Source organism: Luteimonas colneyensis, from assembly GCF_014836665.1.
GTDB classification, from domain to species: domain Bacteria; phylum Pseudomonadota; class Gammaproteobacteria; order Xanthomonadales; family Xanthomonadaceae; genus Luteimonas; species Luteimonas colneyensis.
This window is the reverse complement of record NZ_JACSQJ010000006.1, coordinates 193,313-220,284: the sequence shown is the minus strand read 5'-3', so window position 1 is coordinate 220,284 and position 26,972 is coordinate 193,313. Positions and strand designations below refer to the sequence as shown.

Genomic DNA, 26,972 nt, shown 5'->3' with positions numbered 1-26,972 from the left:
AATCTGCGCTGTCCTGCTCCCACTTCCGGCCGCCGGCCATCCATGGCCGGCTCTGGGCATCCCCCCTGCGCCCGCGCCGGGCACCACCTTTCCCGCGGTCTGGAAAGACATTGAACCCTGACTGCGCGATTCCTTCCCGACTCGGTCTCGCCACTCCCTGTCGCGGCTGCCGCCGTGATCGCTGTCGCCCTGGCGCTGCGGGTGCGGTTTGCTGGTGCTGGTGCTGGTGCTGGTGCGTTGCTGTTGCTGTTGCCCTCGATCTTTCCGAGGCCGGACCTCGCCACAGCCCGTCGCGCGCACGGGGGGTGTGCGGACAGCCGGCCATGGATGGCCGAGAAGAATCGAAAAAAAGCCCGCGCCGACGTGCGGCGCGGGCCCGGCACCGGTCATCCCGGCGCCACCCCATCGACGTGCCCGCCGCGGTCAGCGGCGCTTGCCGGCGTCCAGTTCGGCGCGGCCCAGGAAGCCGTCGCGGTTGTCGTCCATCCACGCGAAGCGCTTCGACAGGCGCGGCATCTTCTCGTCGACCTCGACGCGGCTCAGCTTGCCGTCGCGGTTGAGGTCGGCGGCGACGAAGGCCTCGTCGAAGCGCTTCGCGCCTTCGACTCGCATCTGCTCGCGCATGCGCTCGCGGTGCGCGGCCACCTCGGTCCGGACGACGTAGCCGTCGCGGTTGGCGTCGATCGCATCGAAGTCGAACGCGGCGTGCCGGCCCGCGCGCGGACCGTCCGCACGGCCTTCACGGACGCGGCGCGGACCTTCACCCGCGGCTTCGCCGCGCGCCGCACGCCGCTCGGCCATGCGGGTGGCACGGGCCTCGCGGGCTTCCTGGCGCGCGACCTGCGCGGCGTCGAACTCAGCGCGGCTGACGCGACCGTCGCCGTCGGCATCCATGCTTTCGATGCCGCCGCGCATGGCGTGCCCGCGGCCGCCATGGTGGCCGGAGCGGTGGCTGCGATCGCGCATCGGGCGCTGTGCGTCCACGCCGGTGGCGTCGGTGGCGGCCTTGGCCGGCACGACGGAGGTCGACTGTGCGACCGCAAGGCCGGCGGTACCGACGGACGCCACGGCCAGTGCGGTGGCGAAGAACAGGGCATGACGCTTCATGCGTGACTCCTTTGGCGGCAGCGGCATTGCTGCAGTGCCCCGGTCAACGCACGGCACCGCGGCGCGGTTGACCCGGCGGCGGCGGCGTTCAGCCGCCAGCCGGTTCGCAGCGGCTGCGACCGGTCGCAGTATCCTGACGGCATGCATCGCGTCGCTTCCGCACCCGCGCACGGACAGGGCCATGGCTGAGCCGGCGCCGCTGCGCCTGTTCCACACCGCGGAACACCCGTGTGGCTACTGGCCCGAACGTGCCGCGCGCGACCTCGTGCTCGACCCCGGCGATCCGCGCCTGGCCGAGGCCTACGCCCGCGCGCTGTCCTGGGGCTTCCGCCGCTCCGGCGACCTCGTCTACCGCCCGCATTGCCACGGTTGCCGCGCCTGCGTCCCGGTGCGGATCCCGGTGCAGGCCTTCGTGCCCGACCGCAGCCAGCGCCGCTGCCTGGCCCGCAACGCGGACGTGCAGGCGCGGATCCTGCCCGCCGGCGAGAGCAGCGAGCGCTTCGAACTCTACCGCCGCTATCTCACCGGCCGGCATCCCGGCGGCGGCATGGACGACCACGGCAAGGCCGAGTTCGCCCAGTTCCTGGTCGGCAGCTGGTCGCAGGGGCGCTTCCTCGAACTGCGCGCCGGCGGACAGCTGCTGGCGGTGGCGGTCACGGACCTGGTGGACGATGCGCTGTCGGCGGTCTACACCTTCTACGACCCCGAGCAGTCCGCACGCGGGCTGGGCACGCTCGCGATCCTCCACCAGATCGACTGGGCGCGCCGCGACGGCCGCCGCCACCTCTACCTCGGCTACTGGATCCCTGGACACCGGAAGATGGACTACAAGCGCAGATACCAGCCCCTCGAACAGTTCGACGGCCGCACGTGGCGGCCGCTGCCCCCGGACGCCAGCGCATGAGCCGCCGCCTCCTCGCGCTGCTCTGCTGCGCGCTGCTCGCCGGCTGCGTGCGCGTCAACGTCCACGGCGATCCCGGCCAGGCCATGACCCCAGACCACACCCTCCGCGTCGCCACCTACAACGCCTCGCTCTACTCCGACGAAGCCGGCGGCCTGCTGCGACGCCTGGAATCCGGCGACACCAACGCGCGCAAGGTGGCCGCGGTGCTGCAGCGCGTCCGCCCCGACGTGGTGCTGGTCAACGAGTTCGACCACGACCCCACCGGCCGCGCCGCGGACGCCTTCCAGCGCGACTACCTGGAAGTGCCGCAGGCCGGCGGCGGCGCCGCGCTGCGCTATCCGTACCGCTACTTCGCGCCGGTCAACACCGGCGTCCCCAGCGGCCTGGACCTCGACCGCAGCGGCCATGTCGCCGCATCGGGACCGGTCGAAGGCGAAGACGCCGCCGGCGCGCGCGCGCGCGGCAACGACGCCTGGGGCTACGGGCTGCATCCCGGCCAGTACGGCATGCTGCTGCTGTCGATGCACCCGATCGATGCCGCGGCGGCGCGCACCTTCCAGCGGCTGCCGTGGGCTGCGATGCCGGGCGCCGCGCGCCCGGTCGATCCGGCCACCGGTGCGCCCTGGCACGACGACGCGACCTGGTCGAAGCTGCGGCTGTCGTCGAAGTCGCACTGGGACGTGCCGGTGCGCACGCCGCTGGGCACGGTGCACGTGCTGGCCTCGCACCCGACGCCGCCGGTGTTCGACGGCCCCGAGGACCGCAACGGCGCGCGCAACCACGACGAGATCCGGCTGTGGACCGAGTACGTGGGCGCCGGCGACCTCTCCTGGCTCTGCGATGACGCCGGCCGCTGCGGTGGACTCGGCGCCGACGCGCGCTTCGTCGTCCTCGGCGACCTCAACAACGATCCCGCCGACGGCGACGGCCGCCACCAGGCCATCGTCGACCTGCTCGAGCACCCGCGCGTGCTGCGCTCGGCCACGCCGCGCAGCGAAGGCGCGGCGCACGCGGAAGGCGCGCACAGGCCCGGCCGTCGCGGCGACGTGGCGCACGCCACCGGCGACTTCGGGCCGCGCGTGGGGCCGCTGCGACTGGACTACGCGCTGCCGTCGACCGGGTTCCGGCTGCTCGATGCCGGCGTGTACTGGCCGGCGCCCGGCGCGGACGGTGCCGACATCGTCGACGGCACCGACCATCGCCTGGTCTGGGTGGACCTGGCCGACTGAGGGCGCCGTCCAGACGCACCGGAGGGCATCCGGCGACGGGCGCGACCTCCATGGCGCGGCGTCAGGGCGCCGGTTTGCCGGCGGCGTCCCCGGGGGGCTCGTCCTCCACCGCCGGCGATCCCGCGGCGGCGCTGTCGGGCACGGCCTCTGCGGGGGCCTCGGCGGGCCGCGCCGACGCTCCGACGGTGGGCAGCACCGGCGGCGGCGCGGAGGCCTCGTAGCTGCGCGGACCGAAGCCGAACACGCCGCCGCTCTGCCGCGACACGATCATGCGCACCATCGATGACGGCACCATCAGCTCGAGGTCCACGTATTCGCCCGTGGGCATCCGCCCCTTCAGGGTCATCTCGATCAGCGCCCCGGCGGTATCGATCTCGTCGCAGGCGACGTGCGGCCCGACCGCCGGGTTGTCCTGGATGTACGGCTTGATGGCATCGCCCAGCGCTTCCAGCGCCTGCGGGAAGAGGAACACGGCATAGCCGTCGCGGCCTGTCATCGGTGGGCGGCTCCAGAGGGGCGGGCGCACATCTTGGCAGAGACGCGCGGGCGAGCGTCCCGCACTTGACTGATTGATATCATTCAGATATCACTTTATCCGTGCACCCTTCCTGCTAACGGAGAGACCGATGAAGGAAAACCCCGTCCGTTCCCTGCCCGGCATCCCGGTGCTGCTGGTCCTGTTCGCCGTCGTGCTGGCCAGCGGCTGGGCGCTCTTCCGGTCCATCGCGGGCGACGGCGCCGGCGTCCCGCTGGCCGCCCCGATCGTCGTAGGCGCCATCGCGCTCTTCTGCCTGCTCGGCCTGTACATGGTCGAGCCCAACCAGTCGGCGGTGCTGAGCCTGTTCGGCAAGTACGTCGGCACCGTGCGCGACAACGGCCTGCGCTGGAGCAACCCGTTCTATGCGAAGCGAAAGGTGTCGCTGCGCATCCGCAACTTCGAAAGCGGCAAACTCAAGGTCAACGAACTCGACGGCAGCCCGATCGAGATCGCCGCGGTGATCGTCTGGAAGGTGGTCGACTCGGCCGAGGCGGTGTTCAACGTCGATGACTACGAGAGCTTCGTGCACATCCAGTCGGAAGCGGCGCTGCGCGGCATGGCCACCAGCTATCCCTATGACCAGCACGAGGAGGGCCAGATGTCGCTGCGCAGCCATCCGGTCGAGATCTCCGGCGAGCTGAAGCGACACCTCGACGAGCGCCTGGCCTCGGCCGGCGTTGACGTGCTGGAAGCGCGCATCAGCCACCTCGCCTACGCACCCGAGATCGCCCACGCGATGCTGCAGCGGCAGCAGGCCAATGCGGTGGTGGCGGCGCGCGCGCGGATCGTCGCCGGCGCCTGCGGCATGGTCGAGATGGCGCTGGCCGAACTCGAGAAGAGTGGCGTGGTCCAGCTCGACGAGGAGCGCAAGGCGGCGATGGTCAGCAACCTGCTGGTGGTGCTGTGCAGCGACCGCGGCGCGCAGCCGGTGGTCAATTCCGGCTCGCTGTACTGATGGCGGCCACGCCCGGACGCCGCCGTGGTAGCCGCCATGCCTGAAAAGAAGGCCTATCCCCTGCGCATCAACGCCGAGATCCTGGCCGCGGTGCAGGCCTGGGCGGAGGACGAGCTGCGCAGCGCCAACGCGCAGATCGAGTACGTCCTGCGCGAGGCCCTGCGCAAGGCCGGCCGCCTGCCCGGACGCGGCGGCGGCCGGGCGCAGGGCGGGGAATGAGCCGACCGGTCGCAACAGCCGCGCGCCTCCGCGCGATGGCGCGTCGCACCATCAGCGGCTAGCCTGTCGCCATGCGCGGCCGCGACCCCATCCTCGCCAACACCCCGGACATCGAGCTGTGGCCGGGCGGCGTGCTGCGCGCGCGCGGCAACCGCGACGCCCGCATGCTGGCGCGCGCGCGCGCCGTGCTGAGGCGCAAGCGCGACGGCGTCCTGCTCGCCGCCGACCTGCCCGAGGGACTGCGGCCGCTGGTGCCGCGGCTGGCGCGCGAACCCGGCCTGGACGCGGCCCTGCGCGTCCTCGCCCGCCCGCGGCATCCGGCCCTGCGCGCCGGCATCGACGCCGTACCCACCCTGCCCACCACCCGGCTGGCCGGATGGCTGGAGGTGCTCGGCATCGACGGCGACGCCTACGCCGGGCGCACGGGACTGGCCCTGGAGGCGGAACCGGCCTGGCTGGCCTGGGCCGGGCGCGACCGCTACGGGCGCGCGCTGTGGCTGCGCGCCGACGCCGCGCGCGGCTGGCGCCACCTGGTCGAGTCGGCGGCCCGCGACGGCGTCGTGCTGGAAGCGGTCTCCGGCTATCGCAGCCATGACCACCAGGCCGGGATCGTCCAGCGGAAGCTGGCCCGCGGCCAGTCCATCGACGAGATCCTGGCGGTCAACGCCGCCCCGGGCTGGTCGGAACACCATTCCGGCCGCGCCATCGACATCAGCGCTCCGGGCGAGCCGGCCGCCGAGGAATCCTTCGAGGACACGGCCGCCTTCGCCTGGCTCCAGGCCAACGCGGGCGGCCTCGGCTTCACCATGAGCTACCCGCGCGGCAATCCGCACGGCATCGTCCACGAGCCCTGGCACTGGCGCCACGACGGGAGCGCGCGAACCGATTGAGATCGCGGCCCGCTGCCGCTACATTGACGGCAACGAACACCATCGCCGCCAGCCCACCCGCGCCCCGGCCGCCGCGAAACGTCGCCGGGGCGCGTTGCTGGCGGCAAGCGCATTGCAGGAGACGCACGCGTGAACACCCGACCCAAGATCACCATCTCGACGCTGGATGCCGAGCGGCTGGAGAGCCTGCTCGAGTCCCTCCCCGACGGCACCTTCCCCGGCCGCGAGGCGCTCGAGGCCGAGCTGCTGCGGGCCGACGTGGTCGCGCCCAAGGACATCCCGCCGACCACGGTGACCATGAATTCGACCGTGCGCTTCCGCGTCGGTCCGGACGAGACCTTCAAGCTCACCCTGGTCTATCCGCGCGACGCCGACGGCAGCCCCGACCGCATCTCCGTGCTCGCGCCGGTGGGCAGCGCGCTGCTGGGCCTGTCGCAGGGCGACGAGATGGAATGGCCGAAGCCGGGCGGCGGCGCCGTCAAGGTGCTGATCGAGGAAGTCACCTACCAGCCCGAACGCGCCGGCGAACTCCACCGCTGAGCCACCGCGGCATCCGCGCGGGCCGCGTCAGCCGCCCGCGTGTCGCAGGACCTCGCGCAGGAACGGCACCGTCACCCGGCGCTGGGCCGCCAGCGAGGCCCGGTCCAGGGCGTCGAGCTGGGCGGTGAGCCCGGCCAGGTCGCGCCCGGCCCGCTTCAGCAGCCACGCGATCGCGGCCTCGTCGAACTGCAGGCCGCGCCGGCGCGCGCGCAGCCGCAGCACGTCCGCCCGTCCATCGTCGTCCAGCGGCAGCAGCGCCACCCGGGCGCACTGCGCCAGGCGCGAGCGCAGGTCCGGCAGTCCGAGGGCCAGCAAGGCCGGCGCGGCGACCGCGGCATAGAGCACGCCGATGCCGGCCGCGCGCGCGCGGTTGTGGAAGTCAAACAGGGCCACTTCGTCCCCGCGATCGCCGGCGATCGCCTCGAGGCCATCCAGCGCCACCAGCCCCATGCCGTCCAGTGATTCCAGGGCCTGGCCCATGCGCCCGGCGGCGGCGGCCATCGGCAGGTAGGCGGCGCTGCGCCCCTGCGCCTCGGCCTCGGCACAGGCCGCCAGCGCGAGATGGGTCTTGCCGGTGCCCGCGGCGCCGTCGAGGTAGAGCCAGTCGCCATCGCCCGCGGCCAGCGCCCGCAGCTGCGCCAGGGCGCCAGGCGGGGCGCCGACGAAGGTGTCGAAGCGCTGGTCGGGCGGGTAGCGCAGCGCCAGCGGCAGCTGCCGGCTCATGCGCCGCCGCGGCGGTACGCCGCCCCCGGTGGACACTCCATCCCGGGCCTCAGCGCAGCTGGAACTCGGGCGGCAGGCCCTCGATGTTGGCGCCGGATTCGACCAGCACGGAGTCGTCGAGGACCCGGCGGAACCCCGCCAGGCCGGTCAGCAGGTCGAGCTCGAGCTCGAGGCTGTCGGGCGTGGCCCGCAGCGGACGCAGCCCGCGCACCACCGAGGTCGACTGCAGCCACGACGCCAGGCGCACGTAGTCGTTCGCACTGTGGATGCCGGTGACCACCACGCGCTCGATCGCTGGTTCGCCGACGCTGCTCGCCTTCGCGTAGCGGCGCACCAGGGCGTCGGCGGCGCCGTCGGCGCCCGAGGCGATGACCCGGCGCGCCTGCGCACCCTCTTCCGACCAGGTCTTGAGCACGCGGCCGTTGTCGACGAAGGTCCAGTCGGCCTTCCAGCCACCGCCAGACCGGTAGAGCTTGCCGATCAGCTGCATCGGCGGGCTGTAGCGGGCCGACAGGCGCGCCACCGCGGCGGAGTCGCCGCGCCAGATCGCGCCCACCGCCGCGCGCTCGGCGGCACTGCCGCCCGGCAGGCCAAGGCGGAAGCCGCGCTCCTGCGCCCGGTCCAGCACCGGCCGGGCGACGTTGTTCTGGCCCACGGCCACCAGCCGCGGCCCGGTATCGTCATCGATCGCCAGCCACAGCACCGGCTTCGGGCGCGGCTCGGGCCAGACCGGCAGGCCCAGCGCACCGGCGATGGCATCCACGTCGTCCCTGCGGAAGCGCACCACCAGCGTCGTGGTGTAGGTCGGCGAGCCGGCGGCCGAGCGTCCCTCGTCCTGGCGGTAGTCGTAGTGCTCGACGAAATCGCCGGCGCGGCGGAGCTCGCGGGCCACGCCCGGGCGCCGGGCGACCCCGGCATCGCCGGAGAGCTTGCCCAGCACCTGGGCCAGCGCGCGCTGGAAGCCGGACTGGCGCGCGGATTCGGCCTGGCTCCCGACCGCCACCTCGGCCTCGTACAGGCCGCTGGCGCCCGCGCGATCACCCTCGACCCGCTGGGCCTGGGCCCAGCCGGCGGGCAGGAGTGCGAGGAGCAGCGTGAGCAGCAACGCCTTGGGCATCATCGTTCCCGGGACCGTATCAGCGGGGAATGGTGCCGCACGGGCCGCGCCGCGTCCATGAAGGCGCCCCCGGGACTGCTAAAATGGCGGCTTCCCCGCGCCTGCGAGCCACCGTGACCAGCCCCACTCCCCTGACCTACCGGGACGCCGGCGTCGACATCGACGCGGGCAATGAAGTCGTCGAGCGCATCAAGCCGCTGGTGAAGCGCACCTTCCGGCCCGAGGTGATGGGCGGACTGGGCGGCTTCGGCGCCCTGTTCGACCTGTCGGGCAAGTACCGCGAGCCGGTGCTGGTCTCGGGCACCGACGGCGTCGGCACCAAGCTGAAGCTGGCGCAGCAGCTCGGCCGCCACGACACGATCGGCATCGATCTGGTCGGCATGTGCGTGAACGACGTGCTGGTGCAGGGCGCCGAGCCGCTGTTCTTCCTCGACTACTTCGCCACCGGCAGGCTCGACATCGACACCACCGTGGCCGTGGTCGGCGGCATCGCGAAGGGCTGCGAGCTGGCCGGCTGCGCGCTGATCGGCGGCGAGACCGCCGAAATGCCGGACATGTACGGCCCGGGCGAATACGACCTGGCCGGCTTCACCGTCGGCGCGGTGGAGAAGTCCGAGCTGCGCGACGGCGGCCGCGTCGCCGCCGGCGACGTGCTCATCGGCATCGCCTCCAGCGGCCCACATTCCAACGGCTATTCGCTGGTCCGCCGCATCTACGACCGCGCCGGCCGCCCCGGCGACACCGACCTCGGCGGCGTGCGCCTGGAAGACGCGCTGATGGCGCCCACCGCGCTGTACGTGAAGCCGGTGCTGGAGCTGCTGCGCGGCGCCGAGGGCGCGTCGATCCACGCCATGGCCCACATCACCGGCGGCGGCCTGACCGAAAACATCATCCGCGTGGTGCCCGAAGGCCTGGGCCTGGACATCGACGCGTCTGCCTGGGTGATGCCGCCGGTCTTCGACTGGCTGCAGCGCGAGGGCGCGGTGGCGCGCGAGGAAATGTGGCGCACCTTCAACTGCGGCATCGGCTTCGTGCTGGCAGTCGACCCGTCGCGCGTGGGTGCCGTGGGCGCGGCGCTGGACGCGCTGTCGCTGGCGCACTGGACCATCGGCTCGGTGGTGCCCGCCAGCGGCGACGCCGCGCGCGTGCGCATCGGCTGAACGCCGTGGCCGACGCGACGCCGCGCCTGGCCGTGCTGGCCTCGGGCCGCGGCAGCAACCTCCAGGCGATCCTGGATGCCATCGATGACGGGCGGCTGCACGCGCAGGTGGCCGGCGTCTTCGGCGACAAGCCCGCGGCGTTCGCACTCGCGCGCGCGCGCGCGGCGGGCATCCCCGCCCGCGCCCTGCGTCCGCGCGACTTCGCCGGCCGCGACGAATTCGACGCCGCGCTGTTCGCGGAGGTCGCGTCGGTGCGGCCCGACGTCGTCGTCTGCGCCGGCTACATGCGCCTGCTGGGCGCCGCGGCGCTGGCGCCCTGGGCCGGGCGCATCATCAACATCCACCCGTCGCTGCTGCCGGACTTCAAGGGCCTGGACACGCACGCGCGCGCCCTCGCCGCGGGTGTACCCGAGCACGGCGCCAGCGTGCACTTCGTGACCGCCGACCTCGATGGCGGCCCGGTCATCGCCCAGGCGCGCGTGCCGGTCCTCGACGGCGACGATGCCGACGCGCTGGCCGCGCGCGTGCTCGACACCGAGCATCCGCTGCTGGTCGCGAGCCTGCAGCTGCTCTGCGCGGGCCGCATCGTCCTCCGCGACGAGGTGGTGGAGCTCGACGGCAAGCTACTCGCGGCGCCGCTTCAGCTGGCATCCAACCGCCTGCCGGCATGATCCCGGCGGCATGAAGACCGCCCCCCGCCTCCTGTCGACGATGCTCGCCGCCGCACTGGCCATCCTGCCGGCGCTGGCCGCGGACGCCCCGCTGCCGTCCACGGCAGCGCCGGATCCTGCGCCCGCGCAGGCCGGCGAAGATGCCGCCCCAGCCGTCGCGCTCGAACCCTTCCTCGCCACCTACGACGCCTGGAACGGCGGCAAGCCCGCGGGCACCGCCAGCATGCGCCTGGCGCGCGAAAGCGGGCTCTGGCGCATCGACCTCGACATCACCGGCACCCGCGGGCTCGCCCGCTGGGTGCGACTGGACATCGACCAGGGCACCTTGTTCGACGAGGCCGGCGGCGACTACCGCCCGCTGCGGCAGGACACGCGCCGCAAGGCGCTGTTCATGGGCCGCCACGTCGAGGGCGTATACGACTGGAACGCCGGCGTCGCGCGCTGGAGCGGCGACATCAAGGAGGCGCGCAGGCAACCCGTGCCCCTGCTCGAGGGCGACAAGAGCGGCCTGCTGATCAACCTGGCCATCGTGCGCGACGCCGCGCCGGGTCGCCGCCTGCGCTACCGTTTCGTCGATGGCGGCCGAGTGCGCGACCACCAGTACGCGGTGGCCGAAACCACCGAGTACGTCGAGGTCGACGGCCTCTCGTACGACGCCATGCGTGTTTCACGCACCAACGGCGGCAATGATGAAACCATCTTCTGGGTGGCGCGCGGCGTGCCCACGCCCGTCCGGATCCTGCAGCGCGAGAATGGCGAAGACGCCATCGACCTGCGCCTGGTCGCATATGAAGGAGCTCGCTAGATGTCGAACATGAAGTCGTTCCGCCGCCGCGCCGCGGCCACCATCGCCGTCGCCGCCATGGCGCTCGGCCCGGCGCCCGCGTTCGCGGTCGAGCCCTTCAGCGCCGACTACCAGGCCAACTACATGGGCATGGAGGCAACGGCGAAGATGAGCCTGGCCAGCACCGGGCCGGACCGCTGGGAATACCGCATCGACATCGGCGGCATGGGCGCGGAGCTCGTGCAAAGCACGGTGTTCGAGGTCGACGGCGACCAGTGGCGACCGCTGGAGAGCACCGACAGCCAGCGCGGCACCAGCGGCCTGGCGGCGATGCTGGTCAAGCGCAAGACCGTGAAGGCCGACTACGACTGGGAGCGCGGCGAGGCGCGCTGGTCCGGCGACGTGAAGGAAGACCGGGCCGGCCCGGTGAAGCTGCAGGCAGGCGACCTCGACGGCATGCTGATGAACCTGGTGCTGGTGCGCGACGTCGCCGCCGGCAAGCCGCTGGACTACCGTCTGGTGGAGGACGGTCGCGTCAAGCGCCAGCGTTTCCAGGTCGAGGGCACCGAACAGGTCCGGGTCGGCGGCAAGTCGCACGAGGCCACCCGCGTGGTGCGCCGCGACGGCAAGCGCGAGATCATCGCCTGGGTGGTGGACGGGCTGCCGGTGCCGGCGCGCGTGCTGCAGCGCCGGGATGGCAAGGACCACATCGACCTGACCCTGAAGGCGGTCGACTGACCACGGTCAGTCGATCCGCGTGATCCGGGCGCCCAGCCCGGACAGCTTGCGCTCGATGTGCTCGTAGCCGCGGTCGAGGTGGTAGATGCGGTCGATGACCGTTTCGCCCTCGGCCACCAGGCCGGCCAGCACCAGCGACGCCGAGGCGCGCAGGTCGGTGGCCATGACCGGCGCGCCGCTCAGGCGCTCGACGCCGGTCACGGTCGCGCGATGGCCTTCGATGTGGATGTCTGCGCCCAGCCGCATCAGCTCGTTCACGTGCATGAAGCGGTTCTCGAAGATCGTCTCGTCGATCGTCGCCACGCCCTCGGCGATGCAGTCCAGGGCCATGAACTGCGCCTGCATGTCGGTGGGGAACGCCGGGTGCGGCGCCGTGGTGATATCCACCGCGCGCGGGCGGCGGCCGCGCATGTCGACGGTGATGCGGTCGCCATCGATGCCGATGTCGGCGCCGGCGGCGGACAGGCGCTCGAGCACCGCGTCCATGGTGTCCGGGCGCGCGTGGGTGATGGTCACGCGGCCGCCGGTGATCGCGCCGGCGACCAGGAAGGTGCCGGCCTCGATGCGGTCGGCGACCACCTCATGGCGCGCGCCGTGCAGGCGGTCGACGCCGCGCACCACGATTCGCGAGCTGCCGGCGCCCTCGATGTCGGCGCCCATCGCCAGCAGGCAGTCCGCGAGGTCGACGATTTCCGGCTCGCGCGCCGCGTTGTCGATCACCGTGGTGCCCTGGGCCAGGGTGGCCGCCATCAGCACGTTCTCGGTCGCGCCCACGCTCACCATGTCGAAGGCGACCTCGCCGCCGCGCAGGCGGCCGGCGCGGGCGTTGATGAAGCCGTGCTCGACGGTGATGCGCGCGCCCAGCGCCTCCAGCGCGCGGATGTGCAGGTCGACCGGCCGCGAGCCGATCGCGCAGCCCCCCGGCAGCGCGACCTCGGCGGCGCCGTGGCGGGCCACCAGCGGCCCCAGCACCAGCACCGAGGCGCGCATCGTGCGCACCAGCTCGTAGGGCGCGACGTGGCTGTCGACGCCGCGGGGGTCGACCACGACGTGGCTGCCGTCGGCATCGTGGGTGACGCCCGCGCCGAGGCCGCCGAGCACCTTCGCCGTGGTCACCACGTCGTGCAGGTGCGGCACGTTGCCGATCTCGACGGGCTCGTCGGCCAGCAGGGTCGCGCACAGGATGGGAAGCACGGCGTTCTTGGCGCCGGACACGCGGACGTCGCCCTCGAGGGCGACGCCACCAGTCACCGCGATCTTCTGCATCAGCCGGGCCGGTGCTCGTCGGGGGTCAGGGTGCGCAGCGCGAGGGCGTGGATCTCGTTGCCCATCAACGTGCCCAGGGTGGCGTACACCATGCGGTGGCGGGCCAGCGGAAGCTTGCCGGCGAAGTCCGGGTGCACCACCACGGCCTCGAAGTGCACGCCGTCGTCGCCCTGCACCTCCACCGCGGCGCCGGGCAGGCCCTGTTCGATGAGTTTGCGGATGGTGTCTGCGTCCAAGGGCGGTCTTCCAGCTGATGAAGGGGACATGAGGCGGCGGCCCCGCCGTCGCGCGAAGGCGCGGGAACGGGAGCGATTCCGCGTAAGATGAACCGGTTAGCCTAACGGAAAAGGGTCCGGCCCGGAAATGCCCGGAAGCAACGAGCACCCCAGCAGCGCCCCCGGCGCGCACGACTTCGCGGCCAGCGGCCGGCGGGTCTTCGAGATCGAACGCCAGGGCCTCGCCGCCGTCGAAGCCCGCATCGATGGCGACTTCTCCCGCGCCTGCGCCCTGCTGCTGGCCTGCCGCGGCCGCGTGGTCTGCACCGGCATGGGCAAGTCCGGCCACGTGGCGCGCAAGATCGCGGCCACCCTCGCCTCCACCGGCACGCCGGCCTTCTACGTCCACCCCGGCGAGGCCGGCCACGGCGACCTCGGCATGGTGACCGACGCCGACGTGGTGCTGGCGCTCTCGTATTCCGGCGAATCCGACGAAGTGCTGCAGCTGCTCCCGGTGCTCAAGCGCCAGGGCAACGCCCTGGTCTCGATGACCGGGCGAGCCGGCTCGACCCTGGCCACCGCCGCCGCCGTGCACCTCGACGTCAGCGTGCCCGCGGAAGCCTGCCCGCTGCACCTGGCGCCGACCTCGAGCACCACCGCCTCGCTGGCCATGGGCGATGCCCTGGCCGTGGCCCTGCTGGAAGCCCGCGGCTTCACCGCCGACGACTTCGCCCGCTCGCACCCTGCGGGCGCGCTCGGCCGCCGCCTGCTGCTGCACATCGCCGACGTCATGCACACCGGCGACGCCGTGCCCCGCGTGTCCGCGGACGCGACCGTCAGCGAGGCGCTGGCCGAGATCAGCCGCAAGATGCTGGGCATGACCGCGGTGGTCGACGGCGACGGCCGCCTGCTCGGCCTGTACACCGACGGCGACCTGCGCCGCAGCCTCGACGCCGGCATCGACGTGCGCGCGACGCCCATCGCCCGGGTGATGACGCGCAGCCCGCGCACCATCGGCGCGGACGCGCTGGCGGCGGAAGCGGCCCAGCTGATGGAGGCGCACAAGATCGGCGGCCTCGTGGTCGTGGACGAGGCGGGCCGCGTGGTCGGCGCCCTCAACATTCACGACCTGTTGCGCGCACGCGTGGTGTGATCCCGCGTCCATGCGCCCCACCGACCGCCCCGCCCCGTCCCCCGAAGTGCTCGCGCGCGCCGCGCGCATCCGCCTGGCCTGCTTCGACGTCGACGGCACCCTGACCGACGGCCGCCTGTACATCGCCGCCGACGGCACCGAGACCAAGGCCTTCCACGTCCACGACGGCCTCGGCCTGTCGCTGCTGCGCCGCGCGGGCATCACCGTGGCCTTCGTCACCGCGCGCACCAGCCCCGCGGCCGAGATCCGGGCGCGCGACCTCGGGGTCGAGGCGCACACCGGCATCCGCGACAAGCTTGCCTGCGTCGAGGCCATGCGCACGCGCCTCGGTCTGGCCGCGGACGAGGTGTCGTTCATGGGCGACGACCTCACCGATCTCGCCGTGCTGGCCGCCGCGGGACTCGCCGCGGCGCCCGCCGACGCGCAACCCGCGGTTCTCGCGCATGTCCACTGGCAGTCCGCCCATCGTGGCGGCGAGGGCGCGGCGCGTGAATTCTGCGAGATGCTGCTGGCCGCACGCGGCGGCACCGACGTCGACGCCGCGGGAACCCGACAGTGAGCTGGCGCGGCGTGCTGATCCTCGTGCTGCTCGCGGCCGCGATCGCCAGCGGCTGGTCGGCCTGGCGGCAGGGGGCCGAGCTGGAGGAGACGACGGTCACCAGCGACCGCTCCGACTACGTGCTCGAGGATTTCGAGCTGGTGTCGCTGGACGACGACGGCCGCGAGGCCTTCACGCTGCGCGCGCCCTGGCTGCAGCGCAACCCCGCCGACGAGACCCTCGCGCTGCGCGAGCCGGTCTTCCTGCTGCCGGAAGAGGACGGCGGGTACTACTGGGACCTCCGCGCCGCCACCGGCTGGATCAGCGCCGACAGCAGCGAGATGCGGCTGGACGGCGACGTGGTGGCGGTGTCCGACCCCGCCGGCGACCGTGCGATGCGCATGGAGACCGACGCCCTCCAGGTGTTTCCGGAGCAGCGCCGGGCACGCACCGACGCCGCCGTGACCATCACCCAGCCCGGCACTACAATGCGGGGCACGGGCATGGAAGCCGACCTGGCCGGCAAGCGCTTCCAGCTCACCTCCAAGGTCCAGACCCGCTATGTCCCCACGCGCCGCTAGCCTCACCACGCTCCTTGCCTTGGCCGCGGCCCTGGCCGCCGCGCCCGCATGGGCGAAGTCGAGCGACCGCAACCAGCCCATGGACCTCACGTCCAACAGCCAGGACTGCATGCTCGCCGACGACGGCGGTCCCTGCGTGTTCGCCGGCAACGTCCGCATCGTCCAGGGCACGCTCGACGTGCGCGCGGCCAAGGCGGACGTCCGCCGCGGCGGCGGCGACATCCAGCGCGTGATCCTCACCGGCTCGCCGGTGCGCCTGAAGCAGCAGCTCGACGACGGCGGCACGATCGACGCCAGCGCCGCCAACGTCGACTACGACCTGCAGACCGAGACCGTGGTCTTCACCGGCAACGCGGAGATCAACCAGCCCGGCCGCGGCACCATGTCCGGCGGCCGCATCGTCTACAACATGGCCACCGGCCGCGTGCAGGGCGGCGGCCAGGACGGCGGCCAGATCCGCACCCGCATCCTTCCCAAGGGCGCGAAGGCCGACCAGGGCGGCAACTGATGCTGGTCGCCGAAGGACTCCGCAAGAGCTACCGCCAGCGCGAGGTGGTGCGCGAGTTCGGGCTCACGCTCGACGCCGGCGAGGTCGTGGGCCTGCTCGGCCCCAACGGCGCCGGCAAGACCACCTGCTTCTACATGATCGTCGGCCTGGTGCCGGCGGACGCCGGGCGCATCGTGCTCGACGGCCGCGACATCACCGGCGAGCCGATGTACCGGCGCGCGCGCCTGGGCGTGGGTTACCTGCCCCAGGAGCCCTCGGTGTTCCGCAAGCTCAGCGTCGCCGACAACATCATGCTGGTGCTGGAGCTGCGTGAGGACCTCGACCGCAAGGGCCGCGAGGCGGAGCTGGCCTCGCTGATGGACGAACTGCAGGTCACGCACGTCGCCGGCCAGGCCGGCGCCAGCCTGTCGGGCGGCGAGCGCCGCCGCGTCGAGATCGCCCGCGCGCTGGCCGCGCGCCCGCGCCTGATCCTGCTCGACGAGCCCTTCGCCGGCGTCGACCCGATCTCGGTCGGCGAGATCCAGCGCATCGTCCGCCACCTGAAGAACCGGGGCATCGGCGTGCTGATCACCGACCACAACGTGCGCGAGACCTTGGGCATTTGCGACCGCGCGTATATCCTCAACGACGGCGGCGTGCTCGCGCAGGGGGCTCCGGACGCGCTGCTGGCCGACCCGGACGTGCGCCGGGTGTACCTCGGGGACTCCTTCCGACTGTAAGCCGGGGGCGCGTCCCCGCCGACAGGGGAACGTCGTGAAGCCTCGCCTTCAGACATCGCTGGGACAGCAACTGGTACTGACGCCGCAGCTGCGCCAGGCCCTGCACATGCTGCAGCTGTCGATGCCCGAGCTCGAAGCCGAGATCAACGACGCGGTCGAGAGCAACCCGCTGCTGGAGTGGGAGGATTCGCCGACGCTGTCGACGCCCGGCGAAACCCGGGACGCGGACGGCGACGCCGCCGAGGCGCACCGCGACGAGCGCGCCGAAGCGCACGACGACCACTGGGACGACCACCGCGACGCGGCCTGGACCGAAGGCGGGCGCGGCAGCGGCGAGGATCCCGACGGCGACGCATCCGAACGCATCGCCCAGTCCGAGACGCTGCGCGACCATTTGTCCTGGCAGCTCAACCTCAGCCACCTCTCGCCGCGCGAGCTGGCCATCGGCGAAGCGCTGGTCGATGCCATCGACGACGACGGCTACCTGCGCGAGCCGCCGTCGGCCATCGCCGAGGCGCTGGCGCCCGAGCTGGAATGCAGCGAGACCGAGATCAGCCTGGTGCTGCGCCACGTGCAGGGCCTGGACCCGACCGGCGTCGGCGCGCGCGACCTCGGCGAATGCCTGCTGCTGCAGCTCGACGCGCTGCCGCCGGAAACACCGGCCCGCGACATCGCGCGGCGCGCGGTCTCGACCCTGATCGAACGTCTGGCGCGGCTGGGCGAGGCGGGCGTGGCCGACGCCCTGGGCTGCAGCCACGAAGAGGCCGCCGCCGCGCTGCAGCTGATCCGCGGGCTGGATCCGCGGCCGGGCGCGCGCATCGGCGGCATGCCCCAGGACACCTACGTGGTGCCCGACTGCGTCATCACCCGCCAGGGCGGCATCTGGAAGGTGTCGCTGGCCGGCGGCCGCCATTCCAGCCTCACCATCCACCGCGGCTACGAACAGATGCTGCAGCACGCCGCCGGCGCCGACGCCGGCTACCTGCGCGGCCGCCTGCAGGAAGCGCGCTGGCTGCTGAAGAACATCGAGGCCCGCGGCGAGACCCTGCTCAAGGTGGTGCACTGCCTGGTGCGCGAGCAGTCCGGCTTCCTCGAGTTCGGCGCCAAGGCGCTGCGCCCGCTCACGCTGCGCGAAGTCGCCGCGCAGATCGGCATGCACGAATCCACCGTGTCGCGGGCGGTGGCGCGCAAGTACGTGCACACCCCGCGCGGCACCATGCCGCTGCGCGCGTTCTTCGCCTCGGGCATCGATACCGGTGGCGGCGGCGAAGCTTCGAGCACCGCCATCCAGGACATGATCCGGCGGCTGGTCGAGGCCGAGGATCCGCGCAAGCCGCTGTCCGACGCGCGCCTGGCCGAGCGCCTCAAGGAGGGCGGCGTGCCGGTGGCCCGGCGCACCGTGGCCAAGTATCGCGAGGCCCTGAACATCCCTTCCTCGCACGAGCGCGTGCGCATCGCCTGACTGTCGGCTGGCCGCTTCCCGCCTTCCGGGGGCTGGGTTAACCTGTTCCTGACATCCATCGCAGCGCCATGCGCGATGCTGTGGACCCCACGGAGAAAGGAGGTTGCGATGCTCATCGAGACCCACGGCCAGCAGATGGACGTCACGCCCGCGCTGCGCGACTACGTCGAAACCAAGCTGGGCCGGCTGTCACGCCTCTACGATCCGCCGCTGCAGCTGCGCACCCAGCTCAGCCTCGACAAGCCCGACCACGTCGCCGAGGCGACGGTCAGCGTCGGCGGCAAGACCCTGCACGCCGATGCCCGCGCGGTCGACATGTACGCGGCCATCGATCTCCTCGCCGACAAGCTCGACCGCATGCTGGTGAAGGAGAAGAAGAAGATGATCGACCAGCATCGCCGCGGCGGGAACCCCGTGCGCGACGGCGAGTTCGGCTGACGCACCGCAGGGGGGAGCAACATGCCGTACACCGACCTGCTCACGGCCGGTCGCATCGTGCAGGTCGTGGAGCCGGGCGGTCGTGACCAGGTGCTGGACGCGGCCGCCCGCCTGCTCGGCGGCGGCTCCCCGGACTGGACCCAGGCCATCGGCGACGGCCTGCGCGCTCGCGAGGCGATCGGCAGCACCGCCATCGGCCGCGGCGTCGCCATCCCGCACTGCCACAGCGCTGCCTGCAGCGCGCCGGTGGCGGCCTTCCTGAGGCTGGCCACGCCGGTCGACTTCCGCGCCCATGACGGCTGCCCCGTCGACCTGGTGTTCGCGATGGTGGTGCCGCAGGGGCAGGCACAGCAGCACCTCGACACCCTTTCCGAGCTCGCCGGCCAGTTCGCCGACGCCGGGTTCCGCGACGCCGTCCGCGCCGCGGGCGACATCACCGCGCTGCGCACGCTCCTGCTGCGCCTCGGGCCGGCCCAGGCGCGCAGCGCATGAACGCGGCGATCACCGCCCGGGAGCTCTTCGAGCAGCTGCGCGAACGCCTCGGGCTGCGCTGGATCGCCGGGCAGGCGGGCGCGTCGCGCCAGCTCGAAGCCGTCGACACCGTCGCCCGCCGCCCCTCGCTGGCCGGCTACCTCAACATCATCTATCCCAACAAGGTGCAGATCCTCGGCACCGAGGAACTGGCCTGGCTCGACGGCCTGGAGCCGCGGCAGCGCTGGGAGACACTGGAGAAGATCCTGCAGTTCGGGCCGCTGGCGCTGGTGGTCAGCAAGGGCCAGCCCTGTCCCGAGGACCTGATCGAGATGGCGGAGGAATCCGGCATCGCGCTGTGGTCGTCGCCAAGACGCGGCCACGAGCTCTACAACGTGCTGCAGTACCACCTCGCCGGCGCGCTGGCGCGGCGGACCACGCTGCACGGCGTGTTCATGGAGATCTACTCGATCGGCGTGCTGATCACCGGCGAATCCGGCACCGGCAAGAGCGAGCTCGCGCTGGAGCTGGTCACCCGCGGCCACCGCCTGGTCGCCGACGACGCGCCCGAGTTCGCGCAGATCGCACCCGACGTGCTCGACGGCACCTGCCCGGAGCTGCTGCAGGACCTGCTCGAGCTGCGCGGGCTGGGCGTGCTCAACATCCGCGAGATGTTCGGCGACACCGCGGTGAAACGGAACAAGTACCTGCGCCTGATCGTGCACCTGGCGCGCCCCGAGGACAGCCGCGAGTCGCGCGACGCCAGCGGCATGGTGCGGCTCACCGGCGACCTCGGCTCGCGCCGCGTGCTCGATCTGGACGTGCCGATGATCACCCTGCCGGTGATGCCCGGCCGCAACCTCGCGGTGCTGACCGAAGCCGCGACCCGCGTGCACATGCTGCGCGCCAAGGGCGTCGACCCGGCCGCGGCCTTCCTCGCCCGCCACTCGCACTTCCTCGAACGGGGCACGCCATGAACACGACCGGCAACGGCGGCAGCGGCAACGCGCTGGTCATCGTCAGCGGCATGTCGGGCAGCGGCAAGACCGTCGCGCTCAACACCTTCGAAGACCTCGACTTCTACTGCGTCGACAACCTGCCGGCGGAGCTGCTGCCCGAATTCGTGCGCAGCGCCACCCATCCCGAACGCGCCTCGCAGAAGCTCGCCGTCGGGATCGACGTGCGCAGCCGCGGCGACCTCGCGAACCTGCCGGAATGGCTGTCCGCTGTGGGTGCGCTGGGCTTCGACCCGAAGCTGGTGTTCTTCGACACCGCCGACAACGTCCTGCTCAAGCGCTATGCCGACACCCGGCGCCGGCACCCGCTGACGCGGCTGGGCCTGGCGCTCTCGGACGCCATCGCGCTGGAACGGCAGGTGCTGCGCCCGCTGCGCCAGCTGGCCGACGTCACCATCGACACCAGCGACCTCAACGTCCACCAGCTGCGCCACCGCGTGCTGACCGAGCTGGGGCTGGCGATGGACTCGTCGCTGTCGCTGCTGTTCGAGTCCTTCGCCTACCGCCGCGGGCTGCCCCCGGACGCCGACTTCGTGTTCGATGCCCGCGCCCTGCCCAATCCGCACTGGGATCCGCGCCTGCGCCCGCTCTCGGGCCGCGACGGGCCGGTGCGCGAGTACTTCGAGGCGCCGGAACAGGCCGACGTCGCCGCGTTCCTGGGCCAGGTCAACGCCTTCCTCGACGCCTGGCTGCCGCGCATGGACTCGTCCACGCGCAGCTACGTCACCGTCGCCTTCGGCTGCACCGGTGGCCGTCACCGCTCGGTCTACCTGGCCGAGGCCGCCGCGGAACACGCCCGCAGCCGCGGCTGGAGCGAAGTCGCCACGCACCACCGCGAACTCGACTGAATCCGGCCGCATCCGTCGCCGCGCACGCGCGGCGCTTCCGGACCGTCATGCCGCTCTGCTAATTTGTGCCGATGGCCGTCGGAATCCTGCTCGTCACGCATCTCGGAATCGGCACCGCGCTCGCCGCGGTGGCCGGCCGGCTGCTGGGCACGCTGCCGTTGAAGGTGGAAGTGTTCGAGATGTCCTACGACGCCGACCCCGGCGCGGCCCTGCCCGCCGCCAGCGCCGCGCTGCGCCGTGCCGATGGCGGCGACGGCGTGCTGGTGCTGACCGACCTCTACGGGGCCACGCCGGCCAACCTCGCCGCGCGACTGGCGCAGCTGGGCACGCCGGTCCGGCGCGTGTCCGCGCTCAGCCTGCCGATGCTGCTGCGGGTCCTGAACTATCCCGAGCTTCCGCTCGACGCGCTGCCCGCGGTGGCGGCGGCCGGCGCGCGGAACGGAGTGCTGCACGATGACGCATGAGGTGGGCCGGCCATGATCGAACGCGAACTGCTCGTGTCCAACCGGCTCGGCCTGCACGCGCGCGCCACCGCGAAGCTGGTGCAGCTGCTGTCGGGCTATGACGTCAACGCGACCCTGACCGCCAAGGGCCGCGAGATCAACGCCAAGAGCATCATGGGGGTGATGCTGCTCGCGGCCGGGCACGGCACCGCGGTGACCCTACGGGTCGAAGGCGGCGACGAGGCCGCTGCCGCCGACGCCGTCTGCGCCCTGTTCGAGCGGCGATTCGACGAGGACAGCTGATGCGCCGGCTGTTCCCCGGCCACGGCGCATCGCGGGGCAACGCCCTGGGCCGGGCGCGCGTGCGCCAGCCGCATGCGCTGGAAGTCGCCGAGGAGCGCATCGCGCCGCACCAGGCCGCGGCCGAGGTCGCGCGCCTGCACGAGGCCATCGACACGGTGCGGGCCGAGCTGCGCGACCTGCGTTCGCGCCTGCACGGCGCGCTGGCGCACGAGGTTGGCGAGTTCCTCGACCTGCACGCGCTGCTGCTCGACGACCCGGAGCTGCTGCAGGGCCTGGACGCCCTGATCGCGGACGAACTGCACGGCGCCGACTTCGCCCTGCGCGTGCAGCGCAACCGCCTGGCGGCGGTGTTCGAGAGCATGGACGACGCCTATTTCCGCAGCCGCGTCGAGGACATCGACCACGTCATCGGCCGCATCCACGCCGCGCTGCACCGCCACGACGCCCAGGTCACCGGCGTGGCCGGCGAGATCCTCGTTTCCGACAGCCTTGCGCCGTCCGAGGTCGCGCGCCTGCATGCCCGCGGCGTGCTCGGCATCGTCACCGCGGGCGGCAGCATGCTCTCGCACACCGCGATCCTGGCGCGCAGCCTGCACCTGCCGCTGGTGGTGGGTTCGCCGCAGGCGCTGACGCAGGTCAACGACGGCGACGTGCTGATGATCGACGGCGCCACCGGGCTGGTGATCGTCGACCCGGACGCCGACGACCTGCGCGCCCACCGCGAGCGCGTGCGCGAGGGCAAGCGCGAGCGCCGCCAGCTGCACCGGCTGCGCCGCGAACCGTCGCGCACCGTCGACGGCGTCGACATCCGGCTCTACGCCAACGCCGAGACCCGCGAGGACGTCGCCGAGGCGCACGCGCTGGGTGCCGCCGGCGTGGGCCTGTACCGCACCGAGTTCCTGTTCCTGCAGCGCGACGCGCTGCCATCGGAGGAGGAACAGTTCGTCGCCTACCGCGACCTCGTGCTCGGCATGACCGGCCGCATCGCGACCATCCGCACCCTGGACATCGGCGCCGACAAGGCCGACGGCAGCGGCCTGGCCCTGCCCTTCGAGCCCAATCCGGCGCTCGGCGTGCGCGGCGTGCGCCTGGCGCTGCGCCGGCGCGAGGTGTTCACCACCCAGCTGCGCGCGATCCTGCGGGCCTCGGGCTACGGGCCGATCCGCATCCTGCTGCCGATGGTGGCGCGCCGCGAGGAGCTGCTGGCGGCGCGGCGCCTGGTGCGCACCGTCGCCACCCGCCTGCGCCGCGAAGGCCACGCGGTCGCCGACGGCATCCCGCTGGGCGCGATGATCGAGGTCCCGGCCGCGGCGATCGCATTGCCTGCGATCATCGACCTGGTCGACTTCGTCTCCATCGGCACCAACGACCTGGTGCAGTACCTGCTCGCCGCCGACCGCGGCAACGACGCCCTGGCCGATCTGCACAGCCCGCTGCACCCGGCCGTGCTGCAGCTGCTGCACCAGGTGATCACGACGGCACGCACGCACGGCCGGCCCGCCGCGGTCTGCGGCGAAATGGCCGGCGATGCGCTGTTCACGCCGCTGCTGCTGGCGCTGGGGCTGGAGGAGTTCAGCCTGCATCCCGGCAACCTGCTCGAAGTGCGCCGTGCGATCCGCGCGCAGGAGCTTGCTGCGTTGCGCACGGCCGCACCGGCGCTGCTGCGCGCGCGCGACCAGGCCGGCATCGAACGCTGGCTCGCGGCGGTGGCGGCGGCCTGATCGTCGTGCGCGGGGTGTGCAGCAGCGTCGGCGCGGGCGATAATCCGCGCATGAACGCCTGACCCTGTCGCGCTGATGTCGCGCGACGCGCTCCTCGGAAGCATTCCATGGCCGAAGCCGTCCGCCACGACAAGACCGCGCGCCAGCTGCGCCTGCTCTCCGATGCGCTCGACAGCGGCCGCCTCGGGCCCGTCCGCCGGCTGATCAACACGCTCGCGCCGGCCGAGATCGGCAACCTGCTGGAATCGCTGCCGCCCGACCGCCGCATGGTGGTCTGGGGCCTGGTCGATGCCGAGGACGACGGCGAGGTGCTGGTCCACGTCGGCGACGAGGTGCGCGAAAGCCTGATCGCGGACATGGATCCCGACGAGCTGGTCGCGGCGGTCGAGGACCTCGACATCGACGACCTCGCCGACCTGGTCGAGGACCTGCCCGAGGCCGTCACCGGGCAGATCCTGCAGTCGATGGACCGCGAGAACCGCGAGCGCCTGGAGCAGGCGCTGTCCTACGAGGAGGACACCGCCGGCCGCCTGATGAACCCCGACGTGGTGACGGTGCGCGCTGACACCACGGTCGACGTGGTGCTGCGCTTCCTGCGCCTGAGGGGCGAGCTGCCCGAGAACACCGACCACCTGTACGTGGTCAACCGCCGCCACCAGCTGCTGGGCTGGGTGGCGCTGCAGAAGCTGGTGACCAGCGAGCCCGGGGTGCCGATCAACAAGCTGATCGACGACGAGCTGACCGCGATCCACGCCGCCGAGTCGGCCGAATCCGTGGCCCGGCAGTTCTCCGACCATGACTGGGTGTCCGCGCCCGTGGTCGACGAGGGCAACGTGCTGCTGGGCCGCATCACCATCGACGACGTCGTCGACATCATCCGCGAGCAGGCCGAGCACCAGGCGCTGGGCGCCGCCGGCCTGGACGAGGACGAGGACCTGTTCTCGCCGGTGAAGCGCGCGGTGCGCGGCCGCATCGTGTGGCTGGGCGTGAACCTGGCCACCGCGTTCCTGGCGGCGGCGGTGATCGGGCGCTTCGAGGCCACGATCGAGAAGATCGTGGCGCTCGCGGTGCTGATGCCGATCGTCGCCGGCATCGGCGGCAACGCCGGCATGCAGGTGCTGACCCTGATGGTGCGCGGCCTGGCGCTGGGCCAGGTGGGCGCGAGCAACTCCGGCGTGCTGCTGTGGAAGGAAGTGCGGGTGGCGCTGATCAACGGGCTGCTGATCGGTGGCTTCGTCGGCCTGGTGGCGTTCGCGTGGTTCCAGGACTGGCTGCTCGGCGTGGTCATCACCGCGGCGCTGGTGATCAACTTCTCCTGCGCGGCGCTTGCCGGCGTGCTGGTGCCGCTGGCGATGAAGCGCGCCGACGTCGACCCGGCGGTGGCCGGTGGCGTGGTGGTGACCGCAGTGACCGACGTGGTCGGCTTCTTCAGCTTCCTCGGCCTGGCGACCGTCATCCTGCTGCGCTGAGCGCGGGGCCACGCCTCGTTCCTGGTTCCTGCGCCTCCTGCGTTCCCCGTGCTTCTGTAGGAGCAGCTACAGCTGCGACCGGCCACGGACCCCGGCTGCGATCACGGGCCGCCGCATGCCGGGGTCGCAGCTGTAGCTGCTCCTACAGAAAATCAGGACGCGGGAAACGGGGAGGGGCGCGGGATCGCGGATCACGCCAGCAGGGCTTCGAGCACCGCCATGCGCACGGCCACGCCGTTGGCCACCTGCCTCAGCACCAGCGACTGCGGGCCGTCGGCGACCTCGTCGCTGATCTCCACGCCGCGGTTCATCGGCCCCGGGTGCAGCACCACCGCGTCCGGCGCGGCGCGGCGCAGGCGCGCGGCGGTGAGGCCGTAATCGCGATGGTAGGCCTCGAGCGAAGGCACCAGGCCCTCCTCCATGCGCTCGCGCTGCAGGCGCAGCATGAACACCGCATCGACGCCATCGAGCGCGGCATCCAGGTCGTCGCTGACGCTGCAGCCGGCCAGGGTGGCGTCGTCGGGCAGCAGGCTGGCCGGTCCGCAGGCGCGGATCCCGCCGATGCCCAGCGCGCGCAGCGCGTGCAGCTCCGAGCGCGCCACGCGCGAATGGCGGATGTCACCGACCACCGCGACCTTCAGCGCGCCGAAGTCCGCGCCCTTGGCCTGGCGCAGGCTCAGCACGTCGAGCAGGCCCTGGGTCGGATGCGCGCTGCGGCCGTCGCCGGCGTTGACCACCGCGGTGCCCGGCTGCGCGGAGGCGGCCAGCATCGCCGCGGCGCCGTCCTCGCGGTGGCGCACGATGAAGCCGCGCACGCCCATGGCCTCGATATTGCGCAGGGTGTCGAGCGCGGTCTCCCCCTTGCTGGTCGACGAGGTCGAGGCGTCGAAGGCCAGCACGTCCGCGCCCAGCCGCTGGGCGGCGCGCTGGAACGACAGCCGCGTGCGCGTCGACGGCTCGAAGAACAGGGTGCAGGCGGCGACGCCGGCCAGCGCCGTGCGCGGATCGGCGGCGCCCTCCCCGTCGATGAAGGCCTGGGCGCGGTCGAGCAGCGCCACCAGCGTCGCGCGCGGCAGGCCCTCGAGGGTGAGCAGGTGGCGCAGGCGGCCGTCTTCGGTGATCTGCAGGCTCATGCGGAAGCGTCGGGCGAAGGGGAGTCGGAGTCGGGGTCGATGGCGACGGCGTCGGCGGGGGACGCCAGCCAGCGTTCGACGATGATCGCCGCGGCCACCGCGTCCAGCACGGCGGCGTCGCGGCGGCGCTTGCGGCCTTCGGCGCGGTCGACGGCGAAGCGCTGCGCCGCCTCGATGGAACTGGAGCGCTCGTCGACCATCACCACCGGCAGCCGGAAGCGGCGCCCGAGTTCGCGCGCGAAGGCGCGGGCACGCTCGCGGATCGGCTGGTCGCCGCCGTCGAGCGTCATCGGGTCGCCGACCACGCAGCCGTCCGGGCGCCACTCCTTCAGCAGGCGCTCCACCGCCGCCCAGTCGACGTGGTCGGCATGCACGTCGACCACGGCCAGCGCGCGCGCGCCGTGGCCGAAGGCGCTGCCCACGGCCACGCCGATGCGGCGCGCGCCGACGTCGAAGCCGAGCACGGTGCCGTCGGCGCGGATCGTGGCCATCAGGCGTGCCCGGCGTAGCCCGGCATGTGCGCCATGTCGACGCCGATGCGGCCGGCGGCAGCCTGCCAGCGCGATTCCAGCGGCAGCGCGAACAGGATCTCGCCGTCGGACGGCACCGTCAGCCAGCTGTTCTCGCCCAGCTCGGCCTCGAGCTGCCCGGCGCTCCATCCGGCGCAGCCCAGGGCCACCACGACCCGGGCCGGGCCTTCGCCGCGCGCCATCGCTTCGAGCACGTCGCGCGAGGTGGTCACGCGCAGGTCCTCGGCGACGCTGAGACTCGACTCCCAGCCGCGCGCGCCATCGTGGATCACGAAGCCGCGCTCGGGATGCACCGGGCCGCCCGCGAGCACCGGGGTGGCGCATAGCGCCGCGTCGTCGCAGGCGATGCCCATCTGGGAAAAGATCTCGCCCAAGGTGTAGTCGGAGCGGCGGTTCACGACCACGCCCATGGCGCCGCCGGCGTCGTGTTGGCAAAGCAGCGACACGGTGCGCTCGAAGTTCGGGTCGGCCAGCGACGGCAGCGCGACCAGCAGCTGGTTGGCGAGCGGGGTGGGCTGGGCGGACATGGCGCCATTCTAGCCAGTGCCGCGGCATCGCGCCCGGCCGCGGCTACCATGGCCGC

The 26,972-nt window shown here is 72.8% G+C and carries 33 protein-coding genes; 24 read left to right on the top strand and 9 right to left on the bottom strand.

Features of this window, described 5'->3' with window-relative positions:
- Positions 1-423: 423 nt before the first annotated feature.
- Positions 424-1,107, bottom strand: coding sequence for an EF-hand domain-containing protein (locus H9645_RS11565; RefSeq protein ID WP_191729843.1), 684 nt, complete (start codon positions 1,105-1,107; stop codon positions 424-426).
- Between the two features lie 181 nt (positions 1,108-1,288).
- Here H9645_RS11565 and H9645_RS11560 point away from each other — a divergent pair, with 181 nt between their 5' ends.
- Together H9645_RS11560 and H9645_RS11555 are read left to right on the top strand one after the other, a co-directional pair.
- Positions 1,289-2,011, top strand: coding sequence for an arginyltransferase (locus H9645_RS11560; RefSeq protein WP_191729842.1), 723 nt, complete (start codon positions 1,289-1,291; stop codon positions 2,009-2,011).
- Complete coding sequence (locus H9645_RS11555; RefSeq protein ID WP_191729841.1) at positions 2,008-3,240, top strand: endonuclease/exonuclease/phosphatase family protein; 1,233 nt, start codon at positions 2,008-2,010, stop codon at positions 3,238-3,240. The genes H9645_RS11560 and H9645_RS11555 overlap by 4 nt, the downstream gene beginning before the upstream one ends.
- A gap of 61 nt (positions 3,241-3,301) precedes the next feature.
- Here H9645_RS11555 and H9645_RS11550 read toward each other — a convergent pair whose 3' ends face one another.
- On the bottom strand, positions 3,302-3,736 hold the full coding sequence (locus H9645_RS11550; protein WP_191729840.1) for a hypothetical protein: 435 nt from the start codon (positions 3,734-3,736) through the stop codon (positions 3,302-3,304).
- Positions 3,737-3,866: 130 nt separating this feature from the next.
- Here H9645_RS11550 and H9645_RS11545 point away from each other — a divergent pair, with 130 nt between their 5' ends.
- The 4 genes from H9645_RS11545 to rnk all read left to right on the top strand — a co-directional run bounded on the left by H9645_RS11545 (position 3,867) and on the right by rnk (position 6,382).
- Positions 3,867-4,733, top strand: a complete 867-nt coding sequence (locus tag H9645_RS11545) for an SPFH domain-containing protein (protein WP_191729839.1) — start codon at positions 3,867-3,869, stop codon at positions 4,731-4,733.
- A 36-nt stretch (positions 4,734-4,769) separates the two neighbouring features.
- On the top strand, positions 4,770-4,952 hold the full coding sequence (locus H9645_RS11540) for a type II toxin-antitoxin system antitoxin (protein WP_191729838.1): 183 nt from the start codon (positions 4,770-4,772) through the stop codon (positions 4,950-4,952).
- Between the two features lie 71 nt (positions 4,953-5,023).
- Complete coding sequence (locus H9645_RS11535; protein WP_191729837.1) at positions 5,024-5,842, top strand: M15 family metallopeptidase; 819 nt, start codon at positions 5,024-5,026, stop codon at positions 5,840-5,842.
- Positions 5,843-5,971: 129 nt separating this feature from the next.
- A complete protein-coding gene (gene rnk / locus H9645_RS11530; protein WP_191729836.1) occupies positions 5,972-6,382 on the top strand; it encodes a nucleoside diphosphate kinase regulator in 411 nt (136 codons plus the stop codon).
- A gap of 27 nt (positions 6,383-6,409) precedes the next feature.
- Here the strand turns inward: rnk and hda are convergent, their stop codons facing one another.
- On the bottom strand, positions 6,410-7,105 hold the full coding sequence (gene hda / locus H9645_RS11525; RefSeq protein WP_191729835.1) for a DnaA regulatory inactivator Hda: 696 nt from the start codon (positions 7,103-7,105) through the stop codon (positions 6,410-6,412).
- 49 nt (positions 7,106-7,154) lie between these two features.
- Entirely contained in the window at positions 7,155-8,222 is a 1,068-nt protein-coding gene (locus H9645_RS11520; RefSeq protein ID WP_189497043.1) for a DUF2066 domain-containing protein, read from the bottom strand.
- 83 nt (positions 8,223-8,305) lie between these two features.
- Here H9645_RS11520 and purM point away from each other — a divergent pair, with 83 nt between their 5' ends.
- The 4 genes from purM to H9645_RS11500 are packed head-to-tail and all read left to right on the top strand — an operon-like array spanning position 8,306 to position 11,575.
- A complete protein-coding gene (gene purM / locus H9645_RS11515; protein ID WP_225218203.1) occupies positions 8,306-9,382 on the top strand; it encodes a phosphoribosylformylglycinamidine cyclo-ligase in 1,077 nt (358 codons plus the stop codon).
- A 5-nt stretch (positions 9,383-9,387) separates the two neighbouring features.
- Positions 9,388-10,053, top strand: coding sequence for a phosphoribosylglycinamide formyltransferase (purN, locus tag H9645_RS11510; RefSeq protein WP_191729833.1), 666 nt, complete (start codon positions 9,388-9,390; stop codon positions 10,051-10,053).
- Positions 10,054-10,063: 10 nt separating this feature from the next.
- Positions 10,064-10,858: a DUF3108 domain-containing protein gene (locus H9645_RS11505; RefSeq protein WP_191729832.1), complete on the top strand. Its 795-nt coding sequence runs from the start codon at positions 10,064-10,066 to the stop codon at positions 10,856-10,858.
- A 9-nt stretch (positions 10,859-10,867) separates the two neighbouring features.
- Positions 10,868-11,575, top strand: a complete 708-nt coding sequence (locus H9645_RS11500) for a DUF3108 domain-containing protein (RefSeq protein WP_191729853.1) — start codon at positions 10,868-10,870, stop codon at positions 11,573-11,575.
- A 6-nt stretch (positions 11,576-11,581) separates the two neighbouring features.
- Here H9645_RS11500 and murA read toward each other — a convergent pair whose 3' ends face one another.
- Positions 11,582-12,841, bottom strand: a complete 1,260-nt coding sequence (murA, locus tag H9645_RS11495; protein ID WP_191729831.1) for a UDP-N-acetylglucosamine 1-carboxyvinyltransferase — start codon at positions 12,839-12,841, stop codon at positions 11,582-11,584.
- Positions 12,841-13,077 (bottom strand): BolA family protein, encoded by a 237-nt coding sequence (locus H9645_RS11490; protein WP_191729830.1) that lies wholly within the window; start codon positions 13,075-13,077, stop codon positions 12,841-12,843. The genes murA and H9645_RS11490 overlap by 1 nt, the downstream gene beginning before the upstream one ends.
- A 127-nt stretch (positions 13,078-13,204) precedes the next feature.
- On the opposite strand from H9645_RS11490, the gene H9645_RS11485 reads away from it, so the two are divergent.
- The 14 genes from H9645_RS11485 to mgtE all read left to right on the top strand — a co-directional run bounded on the left by H9645_RS11485 (position 13,205) and on the right by mgtE (position 24,726).
- Entirely contained in the window at positions 13,205-14,209 is a 1,005-nt protein-coding gene (locus tag H9645_RS11485; RefSeq protein WP_191729829.1) for a KpsF/GutQ family sugar-phosphate isomerase, read from the top strand.
- Positions 14,210-14,219: 10 nt separating this feature from the next.
- A complete protein-coding gene (locus H9645_RS11480) occupies positions 14,220-14,768 on the top strand; it encodes a KdsC family phosphatase (protein WP_191729828.1) in 549 nt (182 codons plus the stop codon).
- Entirely contained in the window at positions 14,765-15,328 is a 564-nt protein-coding gene (gene lptC / locus H9645_RS11475; RefSeq protein ID WP_191729827.1) for an LPS export ABC transporter periplasmic protein LptC, read from the top strand. Before H9645_RS11480 ends, lptC begins: the two co-directional genes overlap by 4 nt.
- A gap of 19 nt (positions 15,329-15,347) precedes the next feature.
- Complete coding sequence (gene lptA, locus H9645_RS11470; protein WP_225218202.1) at positions 15,348-15,836, top strand: lipopolysaccharide transport periplasmic protein LptA; 489 nt, start codon at positions 15,348-15,350, stop codon at positions 15,834-15,836.
- Positions 15,836-16,555 carry an LPS export ABC transporter ATP-binding protein gene (gene lptB, locus H9645_RS11465; RefSeq protein WP_191729825.1) on the top strand — a complete coding sequence of 240 codons (720 nt, stop codon included), beginning with the start codon at positions 15,836-15,838 and terminating at the stop codon, positions 16,553-16,555. Before lptA ends, lptB begins: the two co-directional genes overlap by 1 nt.
- Positions 16,556-16,589: 34 nt before the next feature.
- On the top strand, positions 16,590-18,017 hold the full coding sequence (locus tag H9645_RS11460) for an RNA polymerase factor sigma-54 (protein WP_191729824.1): 1,428 nt from the start codon (positions 16,590-16,592) through the stop codon (positions 18,015-18,017).
- 108 nt (positions 18,018-18,125) lie between these two features.
- Positions 18,126-18,455 carry a ribosome hibernation-promoting factor, HPF/YfiA family gene (hpf, locus tag H9645_RS11455; protein WP_191729823.1) on the top strand — a complete coding sequence of 110 codons (330 nt, stop codon included), beginning with the start codon at positions 18,126-18,128 and terminating at the stop codon, positions 18,453-18,455.
- 21 nt (positions 18,456-18,476) lie between these two features.
- Entirely contained in the window at positions 18,477-18,947 is a 471-nt protein-coding gene (locus tag H9645_RS11450; protein WP_191729822.1) for a PTS sugar transporter subunit IIA, read from the top strand.
- Positions 18,944-19,903 (top strand): HPr(Ser) kinase/phosphatase, encoded by a 960-nt coding sequence (hprK, locus tag H9645_RS11445; RefSeq protein WP_191729821.1) that lies wholly within the window; start codon positions 18,944-18,946, stop codon positions 19,901-19,903. Before H9645_RS11450 ends, hprK begins: the two co-directional genes overlap by 4 nt.
- On the top strand, positions 19,900-20,790 hold the full coding sequence (gene rapZ / locus H9645_RS11440) for an RNase adapter RapZ (protein ID WP_191729820.1): 891 nt from the start codon (positions 19,900-19,902) through the stop codon (positions 20,788-20,790). Before hprK ends, rapZ begins: the two co-directional genes overlap by 4 nt.
- Positions 20,791-20,861: 71 nt before the next feature.
- Positions 20,862-21,254 carry a PTS sugar transporter subunit IIA gene (locus tag H9645_RS11435; protein WP_189497076.1) on the top strand — a complete coding sequence of 131 codons (393 nt, stop codon included), beginning with the start codon at positions 20,862-20,864 and terminating at the stop codon, positions 21,252-21,254.
- A 12-nt stretch (positions 21,255-21,266) separates the two neighbouring features.
- Entirely contained in the window at positions 21,267-21,536 is a 270-nt protein-coding gene (locus tag H9645_RS11430; RefSeq protein ID WP_189497078.1) for an HPr family phosphocarrier protein, read from the top strand.
- A complete protein-coding gene (ptsP, locus tag H9645_RS11425) occupies positions 21,536-23,257 on the top strand; it encodes a phosphoenolpyruvate--protein phosphotransferase (protein WP_191729819.1) in 1,722 nt (573 codons plus the stop codon). The genes H9645_RS11430 and ptsP overlap by 1 nt, the downstream gene beginning before the upstream one ends.
- Positions 23,258-23,364: 107 nt before the next feature.
- Complete coding sequence (gene mgtE, locus H9645_RS11420) at positions 23,365-24,726, top strand: magnesium transporter (RefSeq protein WP_191729818.1); 1,362 nt, start codon at positions 23,365-23,367, stop codon at positions 24,724-24,726.
- Positions 24,727-24,917: 191 nt separating this feature from the next.
- On the opposite strand, the gene H9645_RS11415 is transcribed toward mgtE, so the two are convergent.
- From H9645_RS11415 to H9645_RS11405, 3 genes are read right to left on the bottom strand one after another with little or no spacing between them, the layout of a single operon-like run.
- Positions 24,918-25,859: an aspartate carbamoyltransferase catalytic subunit gene (locus H9645_RS11415; protein ID WP_191729817.1), complete on the bottom strand. Its 942-nt coding sequence runs from the start codon at positions 25,857-25,859 to the stop codon at positions 24,918-24,920.
- Positions 25,856-26,350: a Holliday junction resolvase RuvX gene (gene ruvX, locus H9645_RS11410; RefSeq protein ID WP_191729816.1), complete on the bottom strand. Its 495-nt coding sequence runs from the start codon at positions 26,348-26,350 to the stop codon at positions 25,856-25,858. The genes H9645_RS11415 and ruvX overlap by 4 nt, the downstream gene beginning before the upstream one ends.
- The gene (locus tag H9645_RS11405) at positions 26,350-26,916 is read right to left on the bottom strand and encodes a YqgE/AlgH family protein (RefSeq protein WP_191729815.1); all 567 of its coding nucleotides are present in this window, start codon (positions 26,914-26,916) and stop codon (positions 26,350-26,352) included. The genes ruvX and H9645_RS11405 overlap by 1 nt, the downstream gene beginning before the upstream one ends.
- Positions 26,917-26,972: the final 56 nt, after the last annotated feature.